The 26,056-nt window shown below is 41.1% G+C and carries 22 protein-coding genes and 5 tRNA genes; 19 read left to right on the top strand and 8 right to left on the bottom strand.

The features are described 5' to 3' along the window. Positions 1-26 precede the first annotated feature (26 nt). Positions 27-881: a bifunctional methylenetetrahydrofolate dehydrogenase/methenyltetrahydrofolate cyclohydrolase FolD gene (gene folD, locus B1F84_RS10265; protein WP_008111045.1), complete on the bottom strand. Its 855-nt coding sequence runs from the start codon at positions 879-881 to the stop codon at positions 27-29. Positions 882-1,229: 348 nt separating this feature from the next. Between folD and B1F84_RS10260 the strand changes: the two genes are divergently transcribed. From B1F84_RS10260 to B1F84_RS10210, 11 genes are all read left to right on the top strand, one after another. Then, positions 1,230-1,306: transfer RNA gene (locus B1F84_RS10260), tRNA-Pro, on the top strand. Between the two features lie 55 nt (positions 1,307-1,361). After that, positions 1,362-1,438 (top strand) — tRNA-Arg (locus tag B1F84_RS10255). 24 nt (positions 1,439-1,462) lie between these two features. Further along, positions 1,463-1,538: transfer RNA gene (locus tag B1F84_RS10250), tRNA-His, on the top strand. 18 nt (positions 1,539-1,556) lie between these two features. Next, positions 1,557-1,633: transfer RNA gene (locus B1F84_RS10245), tRNA-Pro, on the top strand. A 56-nt stretch (positions 1,634-1,689) separates the two neighbouring features. Beyond that, positions 1,690-1,766, top strand: a tRNA-Pro gene (locus B1F84_RS10240). 352 nt (positions 1,767-2,118) lie between these two features. Then, a complete protein-coding gene (gene tig / locus B1F84_RS10235) occupies positions 2,119-3,423 on the top strand; it encodes a trigger factor (RefSeq protein WP_131691358.1) in 1,305 nt (434 codons plus the stop codon). Between the two features lie 159 nt (positions 3,424-3,582). After that, the gene (gene clpP / locus B1F84_RS10230) at positions 3,583-4,200 is read left to right on the top strand and encodes an ATP-dependent Clp endopeptidase proteolytic subunit ClpP (RefSeq protein ID WP_008111041.1); all 618 of its coding nucleotides are present in this window, start codon (positions 3,583-3,585) and stop codon (positions 4,198-4,200) included. 135 nt (positions 4,201-4,335) lie between these two features. Further along, entirely contained in the window at positions 4,336-5,619 is a 1,284-nt protein-coding gene (gene clpX / locus B1F84_RS10225) for an ATP-dependent protease ATP-binding subunit ClpX (RefSeq protein ID WP_008111039.1), read from the top strand. Between the two features lie 149 nt (positions 5,620-5,768). Continuing rightward, positions 5,769-8,129 (top strand): endopeptidase La, encoded by a 2,361-nt coding sequence (gene lon / locus B1F84_RS10220; protein WP_054202401.1) that lies wholly within the window; start codon positions 5,769-5,771, stop codon positions 8,127-8,129. Between the two features lie 183 nt (positions 8,130-8,312). Beyond that, complete coding sequence (locus B1F84_RS10215; RefSeq protein ID WP_256872136.1) at positions 8,313-8,612, top strand: HU family DNA-binding protein; 300 nt, start codon at positions 8,313-8,315, stop codon at positions 8,610-8,612. 173 nt (positions 8,613-8,785) lie between these two features. Beyond that, positions 8,786-10,687 (top strand): SurA N-terminal domain-containing protein, encoded by a 1,902-nt coding sequence (locus B1F84_RS10210; RefSeq protein ID WP_131691357.1) that lies wholly within the window; start codon positions 8,786-8,788, stop codon positions 10,685-10,687. A 55-nt stretch (positions 10,688-10,742) separates the two neighbouring features. Here B1F84_RS10210 and B1F84_RS10205 read toward each other — a convergent pair whose 3' ends face one another. From B1F84_RS10205 to pspF, 6 genes are read right to left on the bottom strand one after another with little or no spacing between them, the layout of a single operon-like run. Then, positions 10,743-11,504, bottom strand: coding sequence for an ATP-binding cassette domain-containing protein (locus tag B1F84_RS10205; RefSeq protein WP_131691356.1), 762 nt, complete (start codon positions 11,502-11,504; stop codon positions 10,743-10,745). Beyond that, the gene (locus tag B1F84_RS10200; RefSeq protein WP_131691355.1) at positions 11,504-12,496 is read right to left on the bottom strand and encodes an oligopeptide/dipeptide ABC transporter ATP-binding protein; all 993 of its coding nucleotides are present in this window, start codon (positions 12,494-12,496) and stop codon (positions 11,504-11,506) included. Before B1F84_RS10200 ends, B1F84_RS10205 begins: the two co-directional genes overlap by 1 nt. After that, positions 12,497-13,390: an ABC transporter permease subunit gene (locus tag B1F84_RS10195; RefSeq protein ID WP_131691354.1), complete on the bottom strand. Its 894-nt coding sequence runs from the start codon at positions 13,388-13,390 to the stop codon at positions 12,497-12,499. After that, complete coding sequence (locus tag B1F84_RS10190; RefSeq protein ID WP_131691353.1) at positions 13,377-14,411, bottom strand: ABC transporter permease subunit; 1,035 nt, start codon at positions 14,409-14,411, stop codon at positions 13,377-13,379. Before B1F84_RS10190 ends, B1F84_RS10195 begins: the two co-directional genes overlap by 14 nt. After that, on the bottom strand, positions 14,411-16,018 hold the full coding sequence (locus tag B1F84_RS10185; protein ID WP_131691352.1) for an ABC transporter substrate-binding protein: 1,608 nt from the start codon (positions 16,016-16,018) through the stop codon (positions 14,411-14,413). Before B1F84_RS10185 ends, B1F84_RS10190 begins: the two co-directional genes overlap by 1 nt. A 14-nt stretch (positions 16,019-16,032) precedes the next feature. Further along, the gene (pspF, locus tag B1F84_RS10180) at positions 16,033-17,094 is read right to left on the bottom strand and encodes a phage shock protein operon transcriptional activator (RefSeq protein ID WP_131691351.1); all 1,062 of its coding nucleotides are present in this window, start codon (positions 17,092-17,094) and stop codon (positions 16,033-16,035) included. 186 nt (positions 17,095-17,280) lie between these two features. Here pspF and pspA point away from each other — a divergent pair, with 186 nt between their 5' ends. The 8 genes from pspA to B1F84_RS10140 all read left to right on the top strand — a co-directional run bounded on the left by pspA (position 17,281) and on the right by B1F84_RS10140 (position 23,882). Beyond that, positions 17,281-17,940, top strand: a complete 660-nt coding sequence (gene pspA / locus B1F84_RS10175; RefSeq protein ID WP_076919212.1) for a phage shock protein PspA — start codon at positions 17,281-17,283, stop codon at positions 17,938-17,940. A 63-nt stretch (positions 17,941-18,003) separates the two neighbouring features. After that, positions 18,004-18,237 carry an envelope stress response membrane protein PspB gene (gene pspB, locus B1F84_RS10170; protein WP_076919213.1) on the top strand — a complete coding sequence of 78 codons (234 nt, stop codon included), beginning with the start codon at positions 18,004-18,006 and terminating at the stop codon, positions 18,235-18,237. Further along, entirely contained in the window at positions 18,234-18,635 is a 402-nt protein-coding gene (pspC, locus tag B1F84_RS10165) for an envelope stress response membrane protein PspC (RefSeq protein WP_131691350.1), read from the top strand. Before pspB ends, pspC begins: the two co-directional genes overlap by 4 nt. Positions 18,636-18,698: 63 nt before the next feature. Continuing rightward, positions 18,699-20,117 (top strand): YcjX family protein, encoded by a 1,419-nt coding sequence (locus B1F84_RS10160; RefSeq protein WP_131691349.1) that lies wholly within the window; start codon positions 18,699-18,701, stop codon positions 20,115-20,117. Then, positions 20,114-21,139, top strand: coding sequence for a TIGR01620 family protein (locus B1F84_RS10155; protein WP_131691348.1), 1,026 nt, complete (start codon positions 20,114-20,116; stop codon positions 21,137-21,139). Before B1F84_RS10160 ends, B1F84_RS10155 begins: the two co-directional genes overlap by 4 nt. 145 nt (positions 21,140-21,284) lie before the next feature. After that, a complete protein-coding gene (gene megL / locus B1F84_RS10150; protein WP_131691347.1) occupies positions 21,285-22,466 on the top strand; it encodes a methionine gamma-lyase in 1,182 nt (393 codons plus the stop codon). Between the two features lie 238 nt (positions 22,467-22,704). Further along, positions 22,705-23,502, top strand: coding sequence for a phenylalanine 4-monooxygenase (gene phhA, locus B1F84_RS10145; RefSeq protein ID WP_008111003.1), 798 nt, complete (start codon positions 22,705-22,707; stop codon positions 23,500-23,502). A 35-nt stretch (positions 23,503-23,537) separates the two neighbouring features. Then, positions 23,538-23,882: a 4a-hydroxytetrahydrobiopterin dehydratase gene (locus tag B1F84_RS10140; RefSeq protein WP_131691346.1), complete on the top strand. Its 345-nt coding sequence runs from the start codon at positions 23,538-23,540 to the stop codon at positions 23,880-23,882. Between the two features lie 64 nt (positions 23,883-23,946). On the opposite strand, the gene B1F84_RS10135 is transcribed toward B1F84_RS10140, so the two are convergent. Then, positions 23,947-25,977: a BCCT family transporter gene (locus tag B1F84_RS10135; RefSeq protein WP_131691345.1), complete on the bottom strand. Its 2,031-nt coding sequence runs from the start codon at positions 25,975-25,977 to the stop codon at positions 23,947-23,949. Positions 25,978-26,056: the final 79 nt, after the last annotated feature.

Here is a 26,056-nt window from a genome sequence, read left to right as displayed (position 1 = left end):
GCTCTTCATTGCTTTATTTTTGTTTATTAGCTGTGATATTTCTCACACGCTTCTAATGTATTTTCAATTAAGCTGGCAACTGTCATCGGGCCTACACCGCCAGGTACAGGAGTAATAAAGTCAGCTTTTTGTTCTGCAACGGCGTACTCAACGTCACCCACTAATTTACCGTTGTCCAAGCGGTTAATACCCACATCAATAACAATCGCGCCTTCTTTGATCCAATCACCCGGAATAAATTCTGGTTTGCCTACGGCAACAACCAGTAAATCAGCACGGCGAACATGGGTTTCTAAATCTTGGGTAAACTTATGACAAACAGTGGTAGTACAGCCAGCTAACAACAGTTCAAGTGACATAGGACGACCTACAATATTAGAGGCGCCCACAACCACAGCATGCATGCCTTTGTAACGTACGCCAGTTGAATCTAATAAGGTGATAATACCTTTAGGTGTACATGGGCGAAGAGCTGGCATACGCTGCGCCAAACGACCAATGTTATAAGGGTGAAAGCCATCAACATCTTTATGCGGGGTAATACGCTCAAGAATTTTTTCTGCGTCTAAGCCTGCAGGTAAAGGAAGTTGCACTAAAATACCGTCAACCTCGCCATCAACATTCAATTCATCAATTAATGCTAATAGTGCTTGTTCTGTAGTGTCTGCGGGTAAATCAAATGATTTAGAAATAAAACCAACTTCTTCACAGGCTTTACGTTTTGAACCAACGTAAACTTGGCTTGCTGGGTCTTGTCCAACCAGCACCACAGCTAATCCTGGGGCTCTTAGGTTTTGTGCAACACGTTCTGAAACTCGTTCAGCCACTGCGCTACGTACTTGTTTTGCTACTGCTTTACCATCAATGATGTTTGCCGTCATGGGTGACCTTTAATTAGGTTAATTAACTTGATACCGATACATTTAAAAAACGAATGCATATATAGGGGTTAAAATGCCGATAAAGAAAAAGACCTTCACCTTGCTCATTTTTTAATATGGCGACTATTTTCGCAGAAAAGCGGTTGAGCGCCAAGTTGCTTTTAAATTATAACCCCCCGAATTATAAAAAAGAGTTTAAATTTTATCCCTGTATCGTAATATTTGACCATTATGAACTAAAAATGAGCAATTGATTTGTTTTCTTAAAAAAACGTTTGACCTAACCCGGTCAAATCACTATTATGCACCCCGTTGTCAACGAGGTCACTCGCAGACAATAGTAAGTATCGGCGATTAGCGCAGTTTGGTAGCGCACTTGGTTTGGGTCCAAGGGGTCGCAGGTTCAAATCCTGCATCGCCGACCATTTTTATGTTTACTCATAACAATTTAACTTACTAGTGAACTATGAAGTTTTCGATGCGCCCATAGCTCAGCTGGATAGAGCAACGCCCTTCTAAGGCGTCGGTCGAAGGTTCGAATCCTTCTGGGTGCGCCATTTTGAAAACACTGTAATGCCGTGGTGATTGTAGCTCAGTTGGTAGAGCCCCGGATTGTGATTCCGGTTGTCGTGGGTTCGAGCCCCATCAGTCACCCCAATTTACAAAAAAGAATATCGGCGATTAGCGCAGTTTGGTAGCGCACTTGGTTTGGGTCCAAGGGGTCGCAGGTTCAAATCCTGCATCGCCGACCACTTTCTTACAGGTGGTCTTAAATCCTAAGTTTAAGTATTCGAGAAAACATCTATATCGGCGATTAGCGCAGTTTGGTAGCGCACTTGGTTTGGGTCCAAGGGGTCGCAGGTTCAAATCCTGCATCGCCGACCATTTCCCCTTAAGCTCCATATTCTAAATCTCTATTTTATTTAAAATAACTCTATTTTTTGCTCCTATTCATTCTATACAGTTTAATTAGCCTGTTTTTTATTCGCTTAGTCGTTATCTGCCTTTAACTACCCCAAATAATTGCCCCCCACACTCGACTATCATGAATATTAGGTTATAATGCCGCGTCTATTTGTTTAAAAATATAGTGCCCTTAGGGCAGAGCAGCAATGGTATCTCCTGGTAGCGACGGATTTTTTTAAGCTCTAAGGCTTGAATTTTATCAAGACGCCTATAGATTACTTTGTTTGTAATGAAGGCGAAAAGTCGCCAAAATTGAATATTGAGGTAAATCATGCAAGTTTCTGTTGAGACGACTCAAGGCCTTGAGCGCCGTCTGACCATCACCGTTCCTGCAGAGAACGTTGAGACCGAAGTAAAAAAACGCTTACAACAACTGTCAAAAACGCAGCGTATCGACGGTTTCCGTGCTGGTAAAGTTCCAGTATCAGTAATCAACAAGCGTTTCGGACCAGCTGTTCGTCAAGAAGTTGCTGGTGAAGTAATGCAACGTAATTACATTGAAGCAATTGTTGCTGAAAAAATTAACCCTGCTGGCGCACCTACATTTGCTCCAAAAGCACTTGAAGCAGGTAAAGATTTAGAGTTCTCAGCAACATTTGAAGTTTACCCTGAAGTTGAAGTTCAAGGTTTAGAGAAAATTGCTGTTGAAAAACCAGCGGTAGAAGTAACTGACGAAGATTTAGCAAACATGCTAGAGACACTTCGTAAGCAACACGCTTCTTGGGCTGACGTTGATGCAGCTGCTGGCGCAAACGACCGTGTAACGGTTGATTTCGTTGGTACTATCGACGGTGAAGAATTCGAAGGCGGCAAAGCTGAAGATTTCCCATTAGAACTTGGTCAAGGTCGTATGATCCCAGGTTTTGAAGACAACATCGTAGGCAAAAAAGCAGGCGAAGAAGTTGTTGCTGACGTAAACTTCCCTGAAGATTACCACGCTGAAAACTTAAAAGGTAAAGCGGCTCAATTCACTATCACAGTGAAAAAAGTTGAAGCGCAAGAATTACCTGAATTAAGCGATGAGTTTGCAACTAAATTCGGTGTTGCCGAAGGCGGCGTAGACGCGCTTAAAGAAGAAGTTAAAAAGAACATGACACGTGAGCTAGACCAAGCGGTTAAAGCTAACGTAAAAGATCAAGCAATCAAAGGTCTTTTAGATCAAAACGAAGTTGAAGTGCCTAAAGCATTAATCGACCAAGAAGTTGACGCTTTACGTGAGCAAGCTGCTCAACGTTTTGGTGGTAACGGTCAAAATATGCCTGAGCTTCCAGCTGAATTGTTCCATGAGCAAGCAGTTACACGAGTTAAAACTGGCCTATTATTAGGCGAAGTGATCAAAGCAAACGACATCAAAGTTGATGACGCTAAAGTTGAAGCACTTATCGCTACTGTAGCATCTGCATACGAAGATCCAACTGAAGTAGTAGAATACTACAAAGCAAATGATCAACTAATGCAACAAATGCGTAATGTAGCAATGGAAGAGCAAGCTGTTGAAGCTATTTTAGCTAAAGCAACTGTGACTGATGTTGAAAAAGCATTTGATGACATCATGAATCCACAGCAAGGTGCATAATAAGTCATTGACTTAAGCGCTCGCTAACGATTAAATGGCTCGTGTTACTCTGTTTATGCAGTGTGCCCGGGCCATTTTAGTTTGTGGTTCTTAATTAGCTAAAAATGATCATTATGCTTTTCTTAGAATAAGTATAAGCGCATAAGGAATTAAATAAGTATGAACACTGGTATGACAGATCCCCTAAACGCATTAGTACCAATGGTTGTTGAGCAAACAGCTAAAGGCGAGCGCTCGTTTGATATTTATTCGAGACTATTAAAAGAGCGTATTATCTTTTTAACGGGCCAAGTTGAAGACAACATGGCAAATCTGATTTTAGCGCAAATGCTTTTCTTAGAATCAGAGAACCCAGATAAAGATATCTTCTTATATATCAATTCACCGGGTGGCTCCGTCACTGCGGGAATGGCTATTTACGATACAATGAATTTCATTAAACCTGATGTAAGTACTATCTGTGTAGGCCAAGCGGCCAGCATGGGTGCGTTTTTATTATCTGGTGGTGCTAAGGGTAAACGTTTTTGTTTACCAAATTCACGCGTGATGATTCACCAACCATTAGGTGGATTCCAAGGTCAAGCGTCTGATTTTGAAATACACGCAAAAGAAATCCTGTCTATTAAAGACAAATTAAATCGCTTAATGGCTGAGCATACTGGCCAACCACTTGATGTTGTTTCACGCGACACAGACCGTGATAACTTTATGAGTGCAAGCCAAGCTGTAGATTACGGTATTGTTGACTCAGTATTTACTAATCGCGGTAGCAAGTAAGTATGCCTGCAAGCAAGCAGTAATGCTTGCTAATGAGAGTTACTATGCGAAAAAGCCTAAATTTTGGTATAGTTAAAGCGTATTAAAATAGCCACCAAGACTTTGGTGGCCAACGTAATAAAATGAGGTAGCTGAATGTCTGACACTCCTACAGACGGCGACAAAAGTAATAAATTGTTATACTGCTCTTTTTGTGGCAAAAGCCAGCATGAAGTTCGAAAATTAATTGCAGGACCTTCAGTATACGTTTGTGATGAATGTGTAGAACTGTGTAATGATATTATCAGGGAAGAAATTAAAGACATCGCGCCTAAGCATGATGCCGCTGACAAATTACCTGTGCCAAAAGAAATTCGTAACCACTTAGACGACTACGTAATTGGTCAAGACCATGCGAAGAAAGTGTTGTCTGTAGCGGTTTACAATCACTACAAGCGTTTACGCAACCAATCAACTAAACAAGATGTTGAATTAGGTAAAAGTAATATTTTATTAATTGGTCCAACGGGGAGTGGTAAAACACTGCTAGCTGAAACGTTAGCACGTTTACTAGATGTGCCGTTTACTATGGCCGATGCCACCACGTTAACCGAAGCCGGTTATGTGGGTGAAGATGTTGAAAACATTATTCAAAAGCTTTTACAAAAATGTGACTACGACGTAGAAAAAGCACAACGTGGTATTGTTTACATTGATGAAATAGACAAAATTTCACGTAAATCAGATAACCCATCAATCACCCGTGATGTGTCAGGTGAAGGTGTACAACAAGCCTTACTTAAACTGATTGAAGGTACCGTTGCTTCTGTTCCGCCACAAGGTGGACGTAAACATCCACAGCAAGAGTTCCTGCAAGTAGACACCTCTAAAATTCTGTTTATTTGTGGTGGTGCATTTGCTGGTCTTGATAAAGTTATTGAACAGCGTAGCCACAAAAATACTGGCATTGGTTTTGGCGTTAACGTTAAAGAGTCGGCAGCGAGCCGCTCTTTAAGTGAAACATTTAAAGATGTTGAGCCAGAAGATTTAGTAAAATATGGTTTAATTCCAGAGTTTATTGGCCGTTTACCTGTTGTTGCTACATTGACTGAACTTGATGAAGCTGCACTGGTACAAATTTTAAGTGAGCCTAAAAACGCCATTACTAAGCAATTTTCAGTATTGTTTGGGATGGAAGACGTTGAGCTTGAGTTTCGTGATGATGCACTACGTGCTATTGCTCACAAAGCAATGGAACGCAAAACCGGTGCACGTGGCCTGCGTTCAATCGTAGAAGGTGTATTGCTTGATACTATGTATGAGCTGCCTTCAATTGATAACGTAAGTAAAGTGGTTGTTGATGAAACCGTTATTAAAGGTGAGTCTGACCCAATCTTGATTTATGACAGCAGCAATCAAGAACAAGCCGCAGCAGATTAAATTCTGAGCAAGTTGTAAAAAAAAGGAGCCAATGGCTCCTTTTTTTATAATTAATTTAATCGAGTTGGTAAAAATTGTTGAACTTTAATTAGGTTATCCCCATATACTTGAGTAATCTTTAAATAAATGAAGTGCAAAGAGAAAATACAATGACGCTTGAGAGAAACGATCGAGTCGAAATCCCTGTGCTAGCACTGCGCGATGTAGTGGTGTATCCACACATGGTGATCCCGCTTTTTGTAGGCCGTGAAAAATCAATAAAATGCCTTGAAGCGGCAATGGATAAAGACAAACAAATTTTCTTAGTTGCACAAAAAGATGCAACTGTAGACGAGCCTGAGAAAGACGATATTTATCGTGTTGGGACAATTGCGACTGTACTTCAATTATTAAAGCTACCCGATGGTACAGTAAAAGTATTAGTTGAAGGCACACAGCGTGCAAATATCGAAGAGTTTATTGATAACGAAGATTTCTTTGTTGCCAATGCTCAGTTTATTGAATCTGATTCAGTAAACGAGCAAGAACAAGATATTTTTATTCGCAGTGCATTAAGCCAGTTTGAAGGCTACGTAAAATTAAATAAAAAAATCCCACCTGAAGTGATGACTTCGGTCTCTGGTATTGATGAGCCAGCGCGTCTTGCTGATACCATGGCTGCACATATGCCATTAAAAGTGCCTGAAAAGCAAAAAGTACTTGAAATATCAAGTGTTACGGAGCGCTTAGAGTACTTAATGGCGTTGATGGAAGGTGAAATAGACCTATTGCAAGTTGAGAAAAAAATTCGTACCCGCGTTAAAAAGCAGATGGAAAAATCGCAGCGTGAGTATTACCTCAATGAGCAAATGAAAGCGATTCAAAAAGAGCTTGGCGAAATTGACGATGTACCAGATGAATTCGAAGCGCTAAAAAAACGCATCGAAGAGTCAGGTATGCCTAACGAAGCGAAAGAAAAAGCCACGGCAGAGTTTAACAAACTTAAAATGATGTCGCCGATGTCGGCAGAAGCTAGTGTTGTTCGCTCATACATAGATACGTTAATCAACGTACCGTGGAAAAAACGCTCTAAAGTGAAAAAAGATTTAGCAGGCGCGCAAAAAATACTAGATAGCGATCACTACGGACTTGATAAAGTTAAAGAGCGTATTATTGAATACCTCGCGGTACAGCAGCGTACCAATAAACTTAAAGGGCCAATTTTGTGTTTAGTTGGGCCACCAGGGGTGGGTAAAACCTCACTTGGGCAATCTATTGCGCGTTCAACTGGTCGTAAGTACATTCGTATGGCACTGGGTGGCGTGCGTGATGAAGCCGAAATACGTGGTCACCGTCGTACTTATATTGGCTCTATGCCTGGTAAGTTGATTCAAAACATGACTAAAGTGGGCGTTAAAAACCCGTTATTCTTGTTAGATGAAATTGATAAAATGTCAGCGGATATGCGTGGCGACCCTGCATCAGCATTATTAGAAGTACTCGATCCTGAGCAAAACAGCCATTTTGCTGATCATTACTTAGAAGTCGATTACGACTTATCTGATGTAATGTTTGTTGCCACCTCTAATAGCTTTAATATTCCTGGGCCATTATTAGACCGTATGGAAGTTATTCGTTTAGCCGGTTATACCGAAGACGAAAAATTAAATATAGCTAAAGAACATTTAATTCCAAAGCAAGTTAAGCGTAATGGCTTGAAAGAGAAAGAAGTTGAAATTGCTGACAGTGCCATTATCGGTATTATTCGATATTACACGCGTGAAGCGGGCGTTCGTAACTTAGAGCGTGAAGTGTCTAAATTATGCCGTAAAGCGGTTAAAAATATCTTAATGGAAAAAGACACCAAAACGGTCACTATCGATGCAGATAATCTTGAAGAGTACTTAGGTGTGCAGCGTTTTGATTACGGTAAAGCAGAAGATGGCGACCGTATTGGCCAAGTAACTGGTCTAGCATGGACAGAAGTAGGCGGTGACTTACTGACTATTGAATGTGCTGCGGTACCGGGTAAAGGCAAACTGACTTACACCGGCTCGTTAGGCGATGTAATGCAAGAGTCGATTCAAGCGGCAATGACTGTCGTACGCAATCGTGCTGATGAGCTACGCATTAATAGCGACTTTTATGAAAAACGTGACATTCACGTGCATGTACCGGAGGGCGCAACCCCTAAAGATGGTCCAAGTGCGGGTATTGCAATGGTTACGTGTTTGGTTTCAAGTTTAACGGGTAATCCTGTGCGCTCTGATGTGGCCATGACAGGTGAGATAACCTTACGTGGTGAAGTACTGCCTATTGGTGGCTTAAAAGAGAAATTATTAGCGGCTCATCGTGGTGGTATTAAAACGGTGGTGATCCCTAAAATCAACGAACGTGACTTAAAAGAGATACCTGACAACGTATTGGCGGGTCTTGAGATTCACCCAGTTACGTGGATTGACGAAGTATTGAAGCTTGCTTTAGTGCATCCAGTTGATAGTTTTTCAGTCGAAACACCGAAAAAGCAGTAAAAAAGCCAAAAAAAGTGCTTTTAGGGGCTTTTCAAATCTAAACGGTATGATAAGTTAAGCACTGGTTTTCAAGCCTAGCCCTTGCCGGGCCTAGGCTTAAGAAAAATATAATCATATGAGCTTTAAAAAAATTGCTCAAAAATTTCAAAACAGTGATGTTAGTTTAAAAAACAATCGCTCTTGATAACAACAATGAAAGAGGATGATATTGTGAATAAATCTCAATTAATCGATCAAATCGCAGCTGATGCTGACATTTCTAAAGCGGCTGCAGGTCGTGCACTAGATTCATTCATCGAATCTGTATCTGGCGCGCTAAAAGATGGCGACTCAGTTGCACTTGTTGGTTTTGGTACTTTCTCTGTACGTGAGCGTGCTGCTCGTGCAGGTCGTAACCCACAAACTGGTGAAACGATTCAAATTGCTGCAGCTAACATCCCAGCTTTCAAAGCCGGTAAAGCGCTTAAAGACGCAGTAAACTAATCATTGTGTAAACAATTTAGTTATGGCGAGTAAAGATACGCTTAATTATTGCAATCGATAAATTAAGTTACTTCACCGCCAGTTACTTCAAGTGAAAAAGCGTATCTGGTAAGATACGCTTTTTTTACATATGACAAGGTAGAAAATACCTTGCTCAGAAAAGAGATAAACAAATGCTTGAGAAAATCAGAGAAGGTTCGCAAGGGCCGGTAGCCAAAGTCATTTTAGGCGCGGTGATTTTATCTTTTGCCTTAGCTGGGATCGGTAGTTACTTAGGTCAAACCACAGAACAACCCGTTGCTGAAGTAAATGGAATTAAAATTAGCCAAACAGAATTTAGCCGTGCGTTTCAAAATGAACGCAGCCGCTTAGAACAACAATTTGGTGAGTACTTTACCCAAATAGCAGCTGATCCAACTTACATGGCTCAAATCCGTCAAGGTGTGATTGACCGTTTAGTACAACAAGAATTACAAAGCCAGTTAGCTGCCGAACTTGGTCTTCGCGTAAGTGATGAAAGCGTTCGCAAAACAATTTTAGAGCTACCTTATTTTAAAATTGGCGACAAGTTTAATAACGACCGTTATTTACAAGTTATTCGTCAAATGAACTTTCAACCTGACGCATTTCGTGAATATTTGCGTGATGATATGACACGTAGCCAGTTGGTATCTGCCGTTGCGGGTACTGACTTTGCGCTGCAAAATGAGCTTAAATCAGCCATTGCGTTGCAACAACAAACCCGTAGCATTGATTACTTAGTCATTGATAAACAAGCAATGCAGGCTGACGTTGAAGTTACAGAGCAAGAAGTTGCAGATTACTATGAATTAAATGCTGGTCAGTTTTTATCACCAGAGTTAATTTCAGTTAATTACATCGAACTAAATGCAGATGATATTGATGTTGCATCGGTAAGTGAAGACGATGTAAAAGCGTATTACGAGCAGAGTAAAGCGCAATATGTTGAACCAGAAAAACGTCGTGTGTCGCATATTCTAATCGATAACAGTGAAGATGATGATGCGGCTAAAGCGAAAGCGGAGTCGTTACTTGCCCAGCTTAACGCTGGTGCTGATTTTGCTGAGCTAGCAGAGACATCGTCAGATGATATTGTTAGTGCCGAAATGGGTGGCGATTTAGAGTGGATTGAACGTGATGTTATGGAGCCAGCATTTGAAGATGCAGCGTTCGCATTGCAAAACAAAGGTGATTACTCTGACGTTGTTGCCTCTGAGTTTGGTTATCACATTATCAAGCTGACCGATCTGCAAACTCAACAAGTTAAACCGTTCGATGAGGTTAAAGCTGACTTACGTGCTGAACTTGAGCAAGCTGAAAAAGTAGATGCATTCTACGAGAAGCAAACAGAAATGGGGGCATTAGCCTTTGAAATTTCTGATCGCTTAGACGACGCTGCTGAAGTAGCGGGTGTTGAAGTACAGTCTACTCCTTTATTAGCACTTAGCGCACTTCCTGAACCACTGACTAATCCAGCGGTTGTGACTGCGTTATCATCAATTGAATTACTTGAAGATAAAGTAAATTCAGAAGTGATTGAGCTTGGTAATGAGCACGTGATTGTGGTGCGTGTAAATGAGCACCAACCTGCTGCAACTAAAGCATTAAGCGAAGTAAGTGAGCAAATTAAAACACGCTTAGTAAATGAAAAAGCGTCAGACCTTGCAAAAGAAAAAGCACGCACCTTATTTGCACAAGTAAAAGAGGGCAAGAGCTTAAACGAGGTGGCTGCTGAGCAATCACTAAATGTTCGTCAAGAGTCGCAACTAACTCGTGAAAGCTTTGCAGTTTCGCCTGCTATTGTTACCCAAGTATTCAAAATGGCACATCCTAGTGATGTGGCTGTGTACGATGTGGTTAACTTAAATAATGGTGATGCAGCAATTGTTGCGCTTAAAGCGGTAAATGATGCACCAGTGAGTGACAACATTGAGCCACAAATGAAGCAAAACATTACTATGGCGCAAGCGCAGAAAAACTATACGGTATTCATTGAATCGCTTAAGCAACAAGCAGAGCTTAATGTACCAAAAGCAGCCCAACCGGCTGAATAAGTAATAGCTAAAATAAAAAAGGCGCCAATTGGCGCCTTTTTTGTTTGTTTAGACATTAACAACTCAATAAGCGCTGAGTAACCTTTGACTGCGGGTTTTGAAAAATAGTTTCTGTGGCGCCGTATTCAACAATCTCACCTTTATTGAGTACCACTAACTGGTCGCTAATATGGCGCACTAAACTTAAATGATGGGTGATCAAAATATAGGTTAAGCCAGTTTCAAGCTGTAGTTTAAGTAATAGGTTTACTATTTGCGCTCTTACAGAAGGGTCAAGCGATGAAAGTGCCTCATCGAGCACCACAACCTTAGGATCTAATATAAGCGCGCGAGCGAGCGCTACACGTTGCAATTGCCCTACACTAAACATATGCGGGTAGTATTGCTGGTGATCAACCAGTAAACCCACTTTAAGCAAGGTACTGCCTATTTTTTCACTGCGCTGATCTTTATCAAAATCAGTATTGAACTTTAGGCAATCATCGAGCATTTCAGCAATGGTCACTGCTGGGTTTAATGAGGTAGCGGAGTCTTGAAAAATCATTCGGATATAACGACATTGCGCATCACGATTACCATTGTTTTCTATGGTGTTATTTTCTAATAATATTTGCCCGCTATCGGCACTGTATGCACCCACTAATAATTTAGCCAGGGTACTTTTTCCTGAGCCTGTCTCACCAATAATGGCAATCGTTTCACCTTTGCCAATACTAAATGAGATATTTTTTAAAACATCAAACTTTTTACGGCTAAATATACCTGCTCGCATATTAAAGGTTTTTGATAAGGCTTGAACTTTCAACAGAGGTTGCATTATTTAATGTCCTTAATCAGCGGAAAGTGACAGGCGTAGCTATGACCATGATGCTTTGAAAGTTTAGGCGCAACCACACATTCTTTTTGTGCTTGTGGGCAACGTGGACCGAGTCGGCAACCAATTGGTAAATGTTGCAATGTTGGAATGGTGCCTTTTAGCGCATAAAAGGGCTCTTTATGCGCTAAACCATGCTCATAATCAGGCAAGCTTTTCAATAAAGCTTGCGTATACGGATGACGGGGTTGGCTAAAAATACGGTGTGTTGGACCCGCTTCAACCATTTGCCCGCAGTACAGTACATGGATACCATGTGACCAATTAACAATTTCTTCTAGTTCATGAGAAATCATCAAAATAGACATGTTCTTTAGCTGATTTAAACTTTTTAATAACCTAAACACCTGTGCACGGGTGGTGCTTTCTAGTGCGGTTGTAGGCTCATCAGCAATGAGCAACTTAGGTGTACGGGCAATCGCCATGGCTATCATGACTTTTTGGCATACGCCCTCAGAGAGCTCATGCGGGTAGCTATCAAGCACCGCTTCATGATTTTTAATACCTACTTTGTGTATTAAGGCTTTAACACGATCTTTACGCTCTCGGTTGCGTTTTAAGAAAAACCCTTTGGCGGCTACCTCAGGCAGGGTTTCAGCGATTTGATTGAATATTTTTGCAGTCGGGTCTAGACAGCGACTGGGATCTTGATAAATCATCGCAATGTCTTGGCTAACCGTTTTACGGCGTTGCTCTGGTGTTAAACGCATCAAGTCAACGCCACGCCAATGCATTCTATCTGCGGTTATCACCCAACGCTCATTAAGCACGCCGACAATGGCTTTTGCAATTAAGCTTTTGCCAGAGCCAGATTCGCCCACTAAAGCGTGTACTTCACCTTCTTTTAAACTAAAGCTAACACGGTCAACAGCGCGAATAGCGGTTTCAGACGTTTGCAGTTCAATGGTTAAGTTTCGAATATCTAGTAACTGCATTTAATCGGCCTTACGTGCTTGTAAAACTTTGCGAAGTCCATCGCCCACTAAGTTTGTTGAAAGAACCGCTAAAAATAGCAGTACACCCGGCAGTGCTACTGTCCAGGGAGCTAAATATATAAGCCCTAAGTTCTCGGCCAAAATTGCACCCCATTCAGTAGTGGGCGGCTGTGCACCAAGTTTTAAAAACCCTAACGCCGCAATATCTAAAATAGCAGTAGAAAGCGCCATGGTAAAAATAACCACAATATACTCATATACATTAGGGAAAATACCGCGCGATAAAATATGCCATTTAGAGGCACCATCTAGGCGGTAAGCGGTAACATAATCTTTGCCAAGTTCATCAACTATCAGGTTTCTAATTGAATGAATAAATTGAGGCAACAAGGCCAAAATAATTGCCCATACGGTATTCATTAATCCAGGACCGAGTATGGCAATAATAATAATGGCTAACAATAAAGAGGGGATTGACAGCGTTACATCCAGTAAGTGGTTCAAAAAACTAGAACGTATGCCTTTACTAATGCCAGCAAAGGTACCGACTAACACACCAATGACAGTGGTGATCAGTGCAGCCACAACCGATAACCCAAATGTGTATGTGGCGCCATTCATTAAACGAGACAGCACATCTCGGCCTAAATCATCGGTGCCAAGTATAAACCGCACATCGCCCATTTCATTCCACGAAGGAGGAAGTAGCAGTGCATTACTGTGCTGTTGATTTACCCCATAAGGCGCAAGAAAAGGCGCGGTAGCCGCTAGCAGGCTAAAGGCAATAAACACCCATAAACCAACCAATGCAGGGTGGTTATTTTTAAACTTTCGCCAGAGTCTCGCTAATGGCGATTTATTAGAATCTTCTGAAAATAAGTTAAACTTTGCCATGCGCTTGGTTCCGAGACAGAGGATCGAGTAGGGTGTAGGTCAGTTCGGCTATAATCGTTGCAATAATGATAAACAAAGAGACGGCCATTAATCCACCTTGTATGGCAGGATAATCACGTTGATAAATACTGTCGATTAACCAACGACCAATCCCAGGCCATGAAAAAATAACCTCGGTGATCATCGCTAGGGTGATCAAGGTACTAAACTGCAAACCTATTTGTTTTATAACCGGTAGTAAGGCGTTTCTTAGGGCGTGATGAATAATAAGCTGCCCACGAGTAAGCCCTTTGGCGCGAGCTGTTTTAATAAAGTTTTGATCCATTACTTTTAACATTGATTCGCGGGTAAAGCGCACCAATACAGTGGTTGGGTACATAGCAAGTACAATAGTGGGCAAGGTAAGGTGATGCAGCGCATCTAACATGGCCATACCATTGTAAGGAAAATCAGCCAGTAAAATATCCAGCAAAATAAATCCTGTGCTCGCGGGTATCTCATACAATAAGCTCACTCGCCCCGACATAGGAAACCAGCCAAGTTTGAGCGAAAATACCATTATTAGTAACAATGCCAGCCAAAAAATCGGCATAGAATAGCCAATCATTGCTGTAGAGCTAATAAATTTATCAGGCCATTGCTTGTGATAAGCCGATGCTAAAATCCCGACAGGCACACCCACCACTACTGAAATAACTAACGCATAGATACTTAGCTCTAACGTCGCAGGAATTAAATCAACCACATGGGCAAACACACTGCTGCCCGAGGCGAATGACATTCCCCAATCCCCTTGTAAAATTCGTCCTACAAAGGCGATGTACTGCATAAAGTAATTACTGTTAAACAAATACTTTTCTTCTAGTTGGGCATTTTGGGTAAAATTAGTGTCTGGTATGCCGCTTAAGTTACTGAGCGGATCGCCAGGAAATAAATAACTCAACGAAAAGGTAAAAATGCTGAGTAGCAACACCATAAAAAACAACAGACCGAGGCGGCGTAAAATATAATCTAAGATCATTATCTTTTCCTCGCGTTAGCCAACGAAATAGCACCGAATGGCCCTAAGGTGATGCCTTCAACATCTGCGCTACTTGCTTGAAAACGCATACCATGGGCAATTGGCAGTAAAGGCAATTGTTTGATGATCATGCTTTGTGCAGCGTCATAGTATTGTTTACGTAAATTTAAATCTGTGGTGTCTAACGCTTTGGTTAGCAATAAATCAAATTCAGGATTACACCAGTTTGCTGGGTTTTTGCCACTGAATGTTGCAGTACAACTTAACAATGGGCTAAAAAAGTTATCGGGATCAGGTGTATCAGCTGCCCAGCCTAATAATACGCTGTCGTGGCGATGCTCACCAATACGTTGAATGAAGGTGTTCCACTCGTATTCCACTATATTAACGTTAACGCCAATTTTGCGTAAATCACTTTGCATTAGCTCAGCCATTTTTCGGGCATTGGGGTTATAAATTCGGCTTACCGGCATTGCCCAAATACTCATATCAAAGCCTTTTGGAAAGCCTGCTTCCGTCAATAGTTTTTTTGCTAACTGTGGGTCAAAGCTTGGCATATTTTTCTGCGGCTCAAACGCCCAAGAAGTTGGCGGAAGAATAGACTGTGCACGCAAGCCATTACCGTAATACACCGCCTGCATTATCTTATCTATATCAATGGCATAAACTAAAGCTTGGCGTACTTTTAGGTTATCAAATGGTGGACGCTCGGTATTAAACGCCCAATAGCCAATATTTAAGTTAGTTTCTCTTTCAACATTAATATCATCACGTTGCGCTAAAATACTCAATTGGGCACTGCTAGGGTGTGCGGTTACATCACATTCTTTGGTCAATATTTTAGCGATACGAGTGGTGCCATTCGGGGTAATGTCGTACACCAATTGCTCAAGGGTAACCTCATGTTTCCAATAATCAGCGTTTTTATAAAAGCGTACTAAATGATCGCGTCGGTACTCTTTATAAATATAGGGACCCGTACCAACTGGGTATTGATCAAATAAGTTTTCTTGATTATTAGCTTTAAGCGCCATGGCATATTCTTTAGAGAGCACCACAGCAAAATCGGTCGCCATATTAGCTAAAAAGCTGCTTTCGGCATTAAATAACTCAAACCGGACTTGGTGATCAGATACTCTAACAATTTTACGAATTAGTTGGTCAATCCCCACACTTTGAAAGTAAGGGTAATTAGCATCGCCAACAAAGTGATAAGGATTATAAACGTCAAATAATCGGCTAAAAGTAAAAATGACGTCATCGGCATTAAATTCACGGCTGGGAGTAAAATACGAGGTGGTATGGAACTTCACTCCTTTGCGCAAAGTAAAGGTAACCGATTTACCGTCTTTACTGATTTTCCAATCAGTGGCAAGTTCACTCTTAAATTCGGCGGTCACTGGGTCAATACTAATCAACCGGTCATATAACTGGTTAGCAATAATATCGATAGTTGATCCTGTGGTTGTGACTTGTGGATTGAACGACACAGGGTTAGCCTCGGCGCAATAAACAAGACCTTGGTTTTTTTCTTCTAAGATTTCTTCTTTACTATCAATGCAACCTACTAAGCTCAATGATATTAAAGCAAGTAATAATTTATGCACCCGCACAACCTCTACTATTCTAGCAAATTGTATTTTTTCAAATAACCACGTAGTTGATGATACGTTAAACCAAGTACTTCTGCAGTCTTCTTTTGATTAAATTGGCTATGTTCTAATGCTTTTTTTATTAATGTAATTTCAAATTCATTAGAGAGCGTTTTTAAGTCACATGGAAACTCAGGTTCTTTGCTGCTCGCGTTCAATGCAACAGGCGTTTCTGTGGGCTGAGTATGAGCCGGTTCAGATTGTATTATAGTAGGCGCTTGTGCATGTTTTATGCGGGCTTTAGGCCTGAAACGACTTTCGAATGGGTCTAAAATAATTTTATGTACAGGAATATGTTCATTACCGTGGCGATAGAGACTTCGCTCCACCACATTTTTAAGTTCACGGACATTACCCGGCCACTCATAACTTAGTAAACTTTCTTGAGCGCTGCGGGTAAAACCACTAAATAGCTCCCACTCAAGATCACGTGCCATATTCATCGCAAATTGTTCAGCAAGTAACATAATGTCATCTTGGCGCTCGCGCAGTGGCGGAAGGGTGATCACATCAAACGCGAGTCTGTCGAGTAAATCACTTCTAAATTCACCTTGCTGCGCTAAATGAGGTAAATCTTCATTGGTTGCACAGACTAAGCGAGTATCTACTTTAACGGTTTGCTTGCCGCCAACACGCTCAAATTCACCATACTCAATCACTCTTAATAGCTTTTCTTGCACCATGGCAGAGGTATTTGCTAACTCATCTAAAAATAAGGTGCCGCTATTGGCACGTTCAAAGCGACCTTCATGGCGTTTACTTGCGCCTGTAAAAGCACCACTTTCATGACCAAATAATTCACTCTCGAGTAGGTTTTCGTTCAATGCCGCACAATTGAGCTTGACGTAACTTTGGTCCCAGCGCTTGGATAAAAAGTGTAAACGTGCTGCTATAAGCTCTTTACCTGTACCGCGCTCACCAATAATGAGTACGGGTTTATCTAGGTTAGCCAGTTGCGAAACCTGATCAAGCACCGATAAAAAGCTGTCTGATTGGCCAAGTAAATTGTCCTGTTGGCGATATTGACTCATATTTCCTAACTCTTAGTCATTTTTACTAACAGTTAGTGTATTTCATTATGAGGGATAACAAAAGTAATTTGTAATTTACATTTAACTTATTGAAACTAAATGGTATTTTAAAATTATAAAAGTTGGCAAGCATATTGATACTAATAAAAGCAGACACATTTAGATTAAATAATAGAGGTATATGTTATGGGAATTTTTTCACGTTTTGCAGACATTGTTAATTCTAATATCAATGCCATTTTAGATAAAGCAGAAGATCCTGAAAAAATGGTTCGTCTTATTATCCAAGAGATGGAAGATACACTTGTAGAGGTTCGCTCTACTTCAGCAAAAACACTTGCTGAGAAAAAAGAATTAGTACGTCGCGTAGATACACTAAAAGCCCAAGTAAACGATTGGCAAGACAAAGCCGAATTGGCACTGAGCAAAGATCGTGATGATTTAGCACGCTCAGCTTTACTTGAAAAGCAAAAATCAGCTGATGCAGTCGCCGCAGTAGAAAGTGAACTTGATCATGTAGAATCTCATATCGAGAAACTACAGCAAGAAGTGACTACGCTACAAGAGAAACTAGCGGATGCTAAAGCACGTCAAAAAGCGATTATTTTACGTCAACGCTCGGCTGAGTCGCGCCTTGAGGTTAAAAAAGCACTTGATAGTTCTAAAGTAGATGATGCACTTAATCGTTTTGAACGTTACGAAACCAAAATTGATGGGCTAGAATCTCAAATAGAGTCTTATGATTTGGGTAAACAAACGTTAGCGGATGAGATTGCTGATTTACAAAAGAACGAAAAGATTGACGACGAGTTAGCTGAACTTAAAAAGAAACTCGCAAATAAATAAATATAAAACAGGGGCCTTGTGCCCCTGACATCAACATTGAATACGGATTGTCAGGAGAGGATTATGTTTGATCCAGAGATACTAGTTGCACCCTTTATCTTGTTTATGATTTTTGTTGCGCCACTGTGGTTAATTTTACACTACCGAAGCAAAAAGCAGGTAAGCCAAGGGTTAAGTGAACATGAGCATCACCAGTTATTGGAACTTGCTCAAAAAGCTGAAAAAATGACTGATAGAATCGAGACATTAGAAGCGTTACTTGATCAAGAGTCACCACAGTGGAGACAAAAGATATGAACACTAAACGCGAATTATTAAGAGACCCACAACGTGGTAAAATTGCCGGTGTTTGTGCGGGATTAAGTGACTACTTTAATATGGAGTTATGGTTAGTTCGCATTATTTTTGTTAGTGCTGTACTACTAACCGGTGGCCCATTATTTGTGGTAGCGTATATTGCAGCGTGGTTTATTTTAGATAAAAAACAACCCAGTGCTGTAAATAAAACACAATCATCGTATGGCGGTGATCCGCTAGAAGTAAAATTTAAAGTATGGCAAAAAGGCGAGCCACCACGTCGCGCGCTGCAAGACTTAAAAGAGCGATTAACCCGTGTAGATAGCCGCCTTCAAAACATGGAACGCTACGTTACTTCAAGCGAGTTTACGATCAGCCGTGAAATTAATAAACTTTAAGGGATTGATAAGCACCTTGTTTGCAACGTGATCAATGACGGCAACTGAGGTGCAAAACACTTTATGAGCCAATCATTTGCAAAAAAGACCTTTAAAAGCGTTAAAGGCAAAGCACAAAAAGCCCTGCACCGCAGTTTAGACCAACATGTTAAACTTGCCGTAACAGGGCTGAGCGGCAGTGGTAAAACTGCGTTTATTAGTGCACTAGTTAAACATTTAACCTCTCAGGCGAATGACAACAACTTACCTTTTTTTGATGTAATGCGTGAACACCGCCACATTGCTACCAAAATTGTGCCGCAAGAGGCATTAAACGTCCCCACTTTTGATTACAACCGTGCAATAAGTGCTTTACTACCAAGTGAAGGTGACCCTGCATGGCCCGCTTCTACCGAGCGAATAAATACTTTACGTTTGGCGATTAAATATCAAAGCAACGCGGGTCTGCGCGGTCATTTCTCACCACAATCGACGCTGTATTTAGATATTATTGACTATCCTGGTGAGTGGTTGCTTGACCTACCTATGCTCGCACAAAGCTTTGAACAGTGGTGCGAGCAACAATATCCATTACTTAGCCAAACGCCACGTAACCAAAGCTCAGCTGAATTTTTACAATCCATAGAGCTGCTTGATTTAGATGCACCGGTAGATGAAAACGCACTGGCTGATATTGCAAAATGTTATCAAACCATGTTGGTAGGGCTAAAAAAAGACACTAAGCTTGCCATGTTACAGCCAGGGCGAATGTTAATGCCGGGTGACTTGCAAGGCGCACCATTATTACTATTTTTTCCAATTAGTCCTGAAAAAATCAGTGACGATGTAGTAGCGGGTTCTAACTTAGCGCATTTAATTAAACGTTTTGATGCTTACGTAAAAAAAGTTGTTAAGCCATTTTATAATGAGCATTTTCGTCATTTTGACCGTCAAATTGTACTTGTAGATGTACTGAGTGCGTTAAATGAAGGCTATGAAACGTTAGCTGAGCAAAGTCGAGTTATCAACCAGCTATTGTCACACTTTAGCTATGGTGATTCTGGTTTTTTTAAACGCTTATTTAAACCTAATATTGATAAAATATTATTTGCTGCTAATAAGTCCGATCACATTAGTGCAAAACATCACAAAGATCTTGCACTGTTACTCGATTCGTTAGTTAAAGAGCAAAGCAACCACTTAAAATTTGATGGGGTGAAAATAGAAACACTGGCGATGTCGTCAATCGCTGCCACTTTGTCTCGCCAAGTGGTCGACAAGGGGCAAACACTCGACTGCATCTATGGCAAGCCATTGAATGAACAACAGTGGCTAACTTACCTGCCTCCTCAGCCGCCGAGTAGAATGCTTAATAAAAGTGAGTGGCCAGCACATGGGTTTGAGTTCTTATCATTTGCACCTATGCCAAGCCCAGATCAACAGCTTAAGCACATCCGCTTAGACCATGTGATGCAGTACTTGTTAGGAGATAAGTTAACATGAGTGAGTCAACACACCAATTTCAAGCTGGGCGTCGTATTAATGCCCAAAATATTGAGCAAAATGAACCGGATTTATTAGCGGCTAAAGTCGTAGAGCAAGGACAAAGTGAGCAGCCTAGCAAAGATAGCGACGAGCTAATTGAACCTGAAATCGATATTGAGCCTGTATATAAAAAGTCTAAATGGCAGACCCTTAAAGGCCTGTTTGCACTGAGCTTTATTGTTTTAGTATTACTTGAATTCGCATTTTCAATTGTATTGGCGTTTCAGCAGTCGGTTATTTTAGGTGGAGTGTACTTAACCGCTGTAATAACCGGTGTACTACTGATATCGCGCTTGTTGTGGCGTGAATATAGAATGTTACGCAGTTTAAAGCGTAATCAGCTGCACCGCCATGAAGCTAACCGTTTGCTCAATAGTGAGCAGGTAGGCGGGGCGATACCTTGGCTTGAAAAGCTTAATAAACATCAGCAATTAGATAATTTCGAAAACTTTAAAAATCAGGTCGCTACGCACCACAGTGACAAAGAAATAATGACCCTGTATGCGAATAGCTTACTGATAACGCAAGACAATCAAGCTAAAAAGTTAATAAACCGTTTTGCAACAGAGTCAGCTTTATTAGTTGCTCTAAGCCCTATTGCGCTGGTGGATATGATGGCTGTGCTGTGGCGTGGCACTAAATTAATAGAGCAAATAGGCCGCATATATGGCATAGGCTTTGGTTATGCCAGCCGTATTAAACTTTACCGTATGCTTATTAAGCAAGTAATGTTTGTAGGTAGTGCAGAGCTTGTGTCTGATTTAGCCGCCACGGCACTGAGTGCTGAGCTTTTAGGTAAGCTTTCAGGGCGAGCTGCGCAAGGTGTCAGTGCCGGTATATTTACAGCACGTATTGGTTATAAAGCTATGGAATTAAGCCGACCCTTACCGCGTCTTGAAAATAAGCGCAGCTTGTTAAAAGGCACAGTCCAAGGGATTGCGAGTAAAATTATGAGCCGTAAGGGAGCTGAAACTAAGTAGTGAGACTTCATTGGCAATATTTGTGTACAGCTTTTTGGGTAAAGTTTGCACAAATAGCCATCTGAGCATCCGGCATGCTTGTGATTTTAAGTGCGGTGCGTTTTATTTATGCTATTGACACACATAATAAAAACGAGAACACACAATGAGCAAGCATCATCAAAACACCCAATGTATCCATGGCCCACAAAAAGCAAACGATCCGCATGGCGCATTAACCTCACCTTTGTATCAAACGTCTACGTTTCATTTTGAAAATGCCGCCCAAGGTGCTGCCCGCTTTGCAGGTGAAGAGCCCGGTTATATTTACACGCGTTTAGGTAACCCAACCACGACTGAACTTGAGCAAAAAGTAGCGCAATTAGAAGGCTGTGAGGCCGCCGCCGCCACGGCTACAGGCATGGGGGCGGTATCCGCTTCGGTACTAAGCTTCCTATCGCAAGGCGATCACTTAATTGCATCAAGCGCTCTGTATGGCTGCACTTTTGCTTTTTTTGCGCATATGTTGCCGCGATGGGGAATTGAAGTCACTTTTGTTGATATGACTAATGAGAGTGAACTGCGCGCAGCCATTAAGCCTAATTCAAAAATGATATTTGTAGAAACACCAATCAACCCAACCATGGCAGTGATTGATTTAGCACTTATTGGCAATGTGGCTAAACAGCATAATTTACTGAGTGTGGTTGATAATACTTTTTTGACCCCGCTACTGCAGTCACCAAAAAAGTACGGTATCGATATTATAATGCATAGCGCGACCAAGTATTTAAATGGTCATGGTGATGTTGTTGCGGGTATTGTGTGTGGTTCACTTGAGCATATTACACAGATTAAAATGACCGTGCTTAAAGATATTGGTGCCACTATTAGTCCACACGATGCGTGGTTAATAAACCGCGGCTTAAAAACTTTAGCTATTCGCGTTGAACGCCATTGCCAAAGTGCGCAAACGATTGCTGAGTATTTAGAAGGTCATCCGCAAGTAAATAAAGTGTATTACCCTGGGCTTAAGTCTCACCCAGGTTACAAGTATATTGGTAAGCAAATGAAAGCGGCTGGTGGTGTTATTGCCTTTGAAATTAAAGGGAGCTTAACCGACGGTGAGCAGTTTATTGATAGCATGCAACTGTGCACTTTAGCGGTTAGTTTAGGCGATGCTGAAACCCTCATTCAACACCCTGCATCGATGACGCATTCGCCATACACTCCCGAAGAAAGACTAGCGGCTGGAATTAGTGATGGCTTAATTCGTTTATCAGTTGGGTTGGAAGATGTTAACGATATTATTAACGATCTCAACCAAGCATTTACTAAAACATCTTGAGGTGTAATTTATTGTTTACAGTAATTTCTATCTGTATGTACTGTTAAGTATAGGGTGTGATTTTATCTTTGCTTTGGTGTAATTTTAAATTTACGATTTGCGTAATCTGCAATAGTATTGATCTGCGTCAAGCTATTAAACTTTTGTTCACTTTTGCATAGTATGGCTACATCGAATAGCCAAGCATTTGGCTGTTATTTTGACACCGATTTAGGGTTTAAACCCAAAGAAGGTATTTATGGCTAAAGCAAGTAATTACACCTCCAAAACACCTGATGAAAATGGGGTTATACATTGGAGCGATGAAGAAAATAAAATTTGGTCTGAGCTTGTAGCACGCCAACTTGCGTGCATTGAAGGCAAAGCCTGTGATGAGTACATGGAAGGGTTGAAAAAAATCAATCTGCCTCATGATCGCATCCCACAGCTTAGTGAGCTAAACGAAGTGCTATTAGCAACCACAGGTTGGCAAGTTGCACCTGTACCTGCACTTATCGATTTTGATGAGTTTTTTAGGTTACTCGCTAACAAGCAATTTCCTGTAGCGACCTTCATTCGTAGCCGTGAAGAATTTGACTATTTACAAGAACCCGATATTTTTCATGAGATATTTGGTCACTGTGCCATGCTAACCAATCCTGACTTTGCTGAATTTACCCATAAGTACGGGCAACTAGGATACGCGGCAGAGAAGAAAGATCGCGTTTATTTAGCACGCATGTACTGGTTTACCGTTGAGTTTGGTTTGATGCAAACCGAAAAAGGATTACGTATTTACGGCGGTGGTATTTTATCAAGCCCAGGGGAAACCCAATACGTGTATTCAGATACACCAGAGATTAATCCAATGAATGTGCTAGATGTACTGCGTACACCGTACCGTATAGATATTATGCAACCATTGTATTATACGATTAATTCGATTCATGATCTGTTTGAAATATCTCAAATGGATATAATGACTTTAGTTGAGCAAGCTAAATCACTTGGTTTGCACGACCCTAAGTTTCCCCCAAAAGAAAAATTAGCTAGTTAATTTTTAAAAAAGTAACGCTAAACTAAGGATTTAAAATGTCTTCATTAAGTGCACAAAAATGTGAAGCCTGTCATGCAGATGCACCAAAAGTATCTGATGCTGAATTGGCTGATTTAATTAAAAAAATCCCTGATTGGGTGCCAGAAGTACGTGATGGTATTATGCAGTTAGAGCGCGTTTATAAGTTTAAAAACTTTAAACAAGCCATTGCGTTTACTAATAAGGTAGGTGATATGGCCGAAGACGAAGGTCACCACCCTGGTTTACTAACTGAGTGGGGCAAAGTAACCGTGACTTGGTGGAGCCATTCAATTAAAGGCTTGCATAAAAACGACTTTATTTGCGCGGCTAAAACAGATGACGTATTTAACGCGCTGTAATTAATTAGATTTGAATAAACAAAAAGGCACTGCAAAGTGCCTTTTTTTATGGGTGGTTAGTTAATTAGGTTTTATCGGTATTTAACATGTCATCATGCTCAGCCATATCCCAAGGTAGTTCGCCTGGGCTGTTACCTAAAAAGTGTAAGTAGTTCTCAAACTGATCAAGAATATCCTTCACAATATCATCTTCATTGTAGCCATAAACATCGTACGACAGACCACCACGACGTAAAAATACATCAGCCTTATAATACATTTCAGTATTATCATTATCTGGTCGTAGTTCTGAGTAAGCAAAGCTCGGCATAGGGTGCTCGGTAAGGCGAATATCATAAACAAAATCCACATGCTCATGACGTAGTACAGTTAAATGAGCGCGTCCTAAATCAGTATCAAATTCGACCACGGCATGCCATTGTCGAGATTTCAATTCTGCTTGTACGGCTTTCATTGCCTCAACAACTACACTGCCAATAAAAGTATGTACTTTTTCTTTATTAGGGTAATTAACCATAGCAGCTAAACGGCGTTTCCAATGGGATAGATCAATATTACGACCATTGAGTGAATGTGCTTGTAGACTGGTATCGCGATGGCCTTCAATTCTTAAAGCCCGCCAAAGCCCAGCGGTGGCAATTAGCATAATAATAGCAAAAGGTAGCGCACTGACTATGGTCATGGTTTGCAGTGCACTTAAGCCACCTGCCACTAATAAAACAGCGGCCACAGCGCCTTCAAGCACCGCCCAGAACACCCGCTGCCATGCTGGCGTATTAATATTTCCACCTGAAGCGAGTGAGTCGATTACCAAAGAGCCGGAATCAGACGAAGTAACAAAAAAGGTAACAATTAAAATAACCGTGAGTAGCGAAATAAAAAATGAGAGTGGTAACACTTCAAATAATTGAAATAACGCCACGGCATGATTTGCTTGTACATCACCAATGAGCGTGTCAAAGCCTTCATTCATTATTAAATTCAGTGCTGTATCGCCAAACACTGAGAACCATAAAAAAGTAAAAATAGTAGGAACTAACATTACGCCAACAACAAATTGTCTGATGGTTCTGCCGCGGCTAATTTTTGCGATAAACATGCCGACAAACGGCGCCCACGCAATCGTCCAGCCAAATATAAATAAAGTCCAGTTACCAATCCAGTCACTGCGGCTATAAGCTTGTAAGTTAAAGGTGCGCTCAACTATGCCACTAAGATAACTACCAGTATTTTGTAAAAACGACTCTAAAATATGAATCGTTGGGCCAATAAAAAATACAAAGGCCATTAATGAAACGGCTAAGGTCATATTCACTATAGATAAACGTTTTACCCCTTTATCCATTCCGGCAACTACAGAGAGCGTTGCTGCGGCGGTAATAATAGCGATTGCTGTGATTTGTACTGTGGTATTAATAGGAATATCGGGCCATAAGTAGTGTAGCCCCGCATTAATTTGAGTCACCGAAAGTCCGAGCGTGGTCGCAATACCAAACAAGGTGCCTAGTATGGCAAATACATCAACGGTATGGCCTATAGGGCCATATATTTTATCACCAATAAGTGGATACAAGGCAGAGCGAATAGACAATGGCAGACCATGACGAAAGGCAAAATAAGCCAGCACTAAACCAACAATTCCATAGATAGCCCAAATATGGAATCCCCAATGAAAAAAGGCAATTTGCATTGCTTGCTTGGCCGCATCCACGGTTTCAGCGGCGCCTGATGGCGGGGATGCATAATGCAGTACCGGTTCGGCTACACCAAAATAAAGTAACGCCACGCCGTAACCGGCAGAAAACAGCATGGCAAACCACTCACCAAAGCTATATTGCGGCTGAGCGTGATCAGGGCCTAGCTTGATGTTTCCCCAACTTGAGGCGGCAACACACACGATAAAAACCAAGAAAATAGCGACTGATAACATATAAAACCAGCCAAAAGTTTCTGTTATCCACTTGAGGGCGACACTGAATGCCTGACCGGCGAGTTCAGGGTTACTACTTGTACCAATCACCAAAAGTAGAATAATAAATACTGCAGGTAAAAATACAGGTAGCAAAATAGTTGAGCGTAAAGCAGTTTTTGTCATATTAGTCCTTAATATTAATTGCTAACTTTCAAGTATGCCTGACCACCTTATTATATATTTCGTTTATTGGCTAATTCAG

Source organism: Pseudoalteromonas sp. DL-6 (assembly GCF_004328665.1).
Taxonomy (GTDB): domain Bacteria; phylum Pseudomonadota; class Gammaproteobacteria; order Enterobacterales; family Alteromonadaceae; genus Pseudoalteromonas.
Note: the sequence above shows the minus strand (reverse complement) of the source record. Positions and strands in the feature narration are given on the sequence as shown.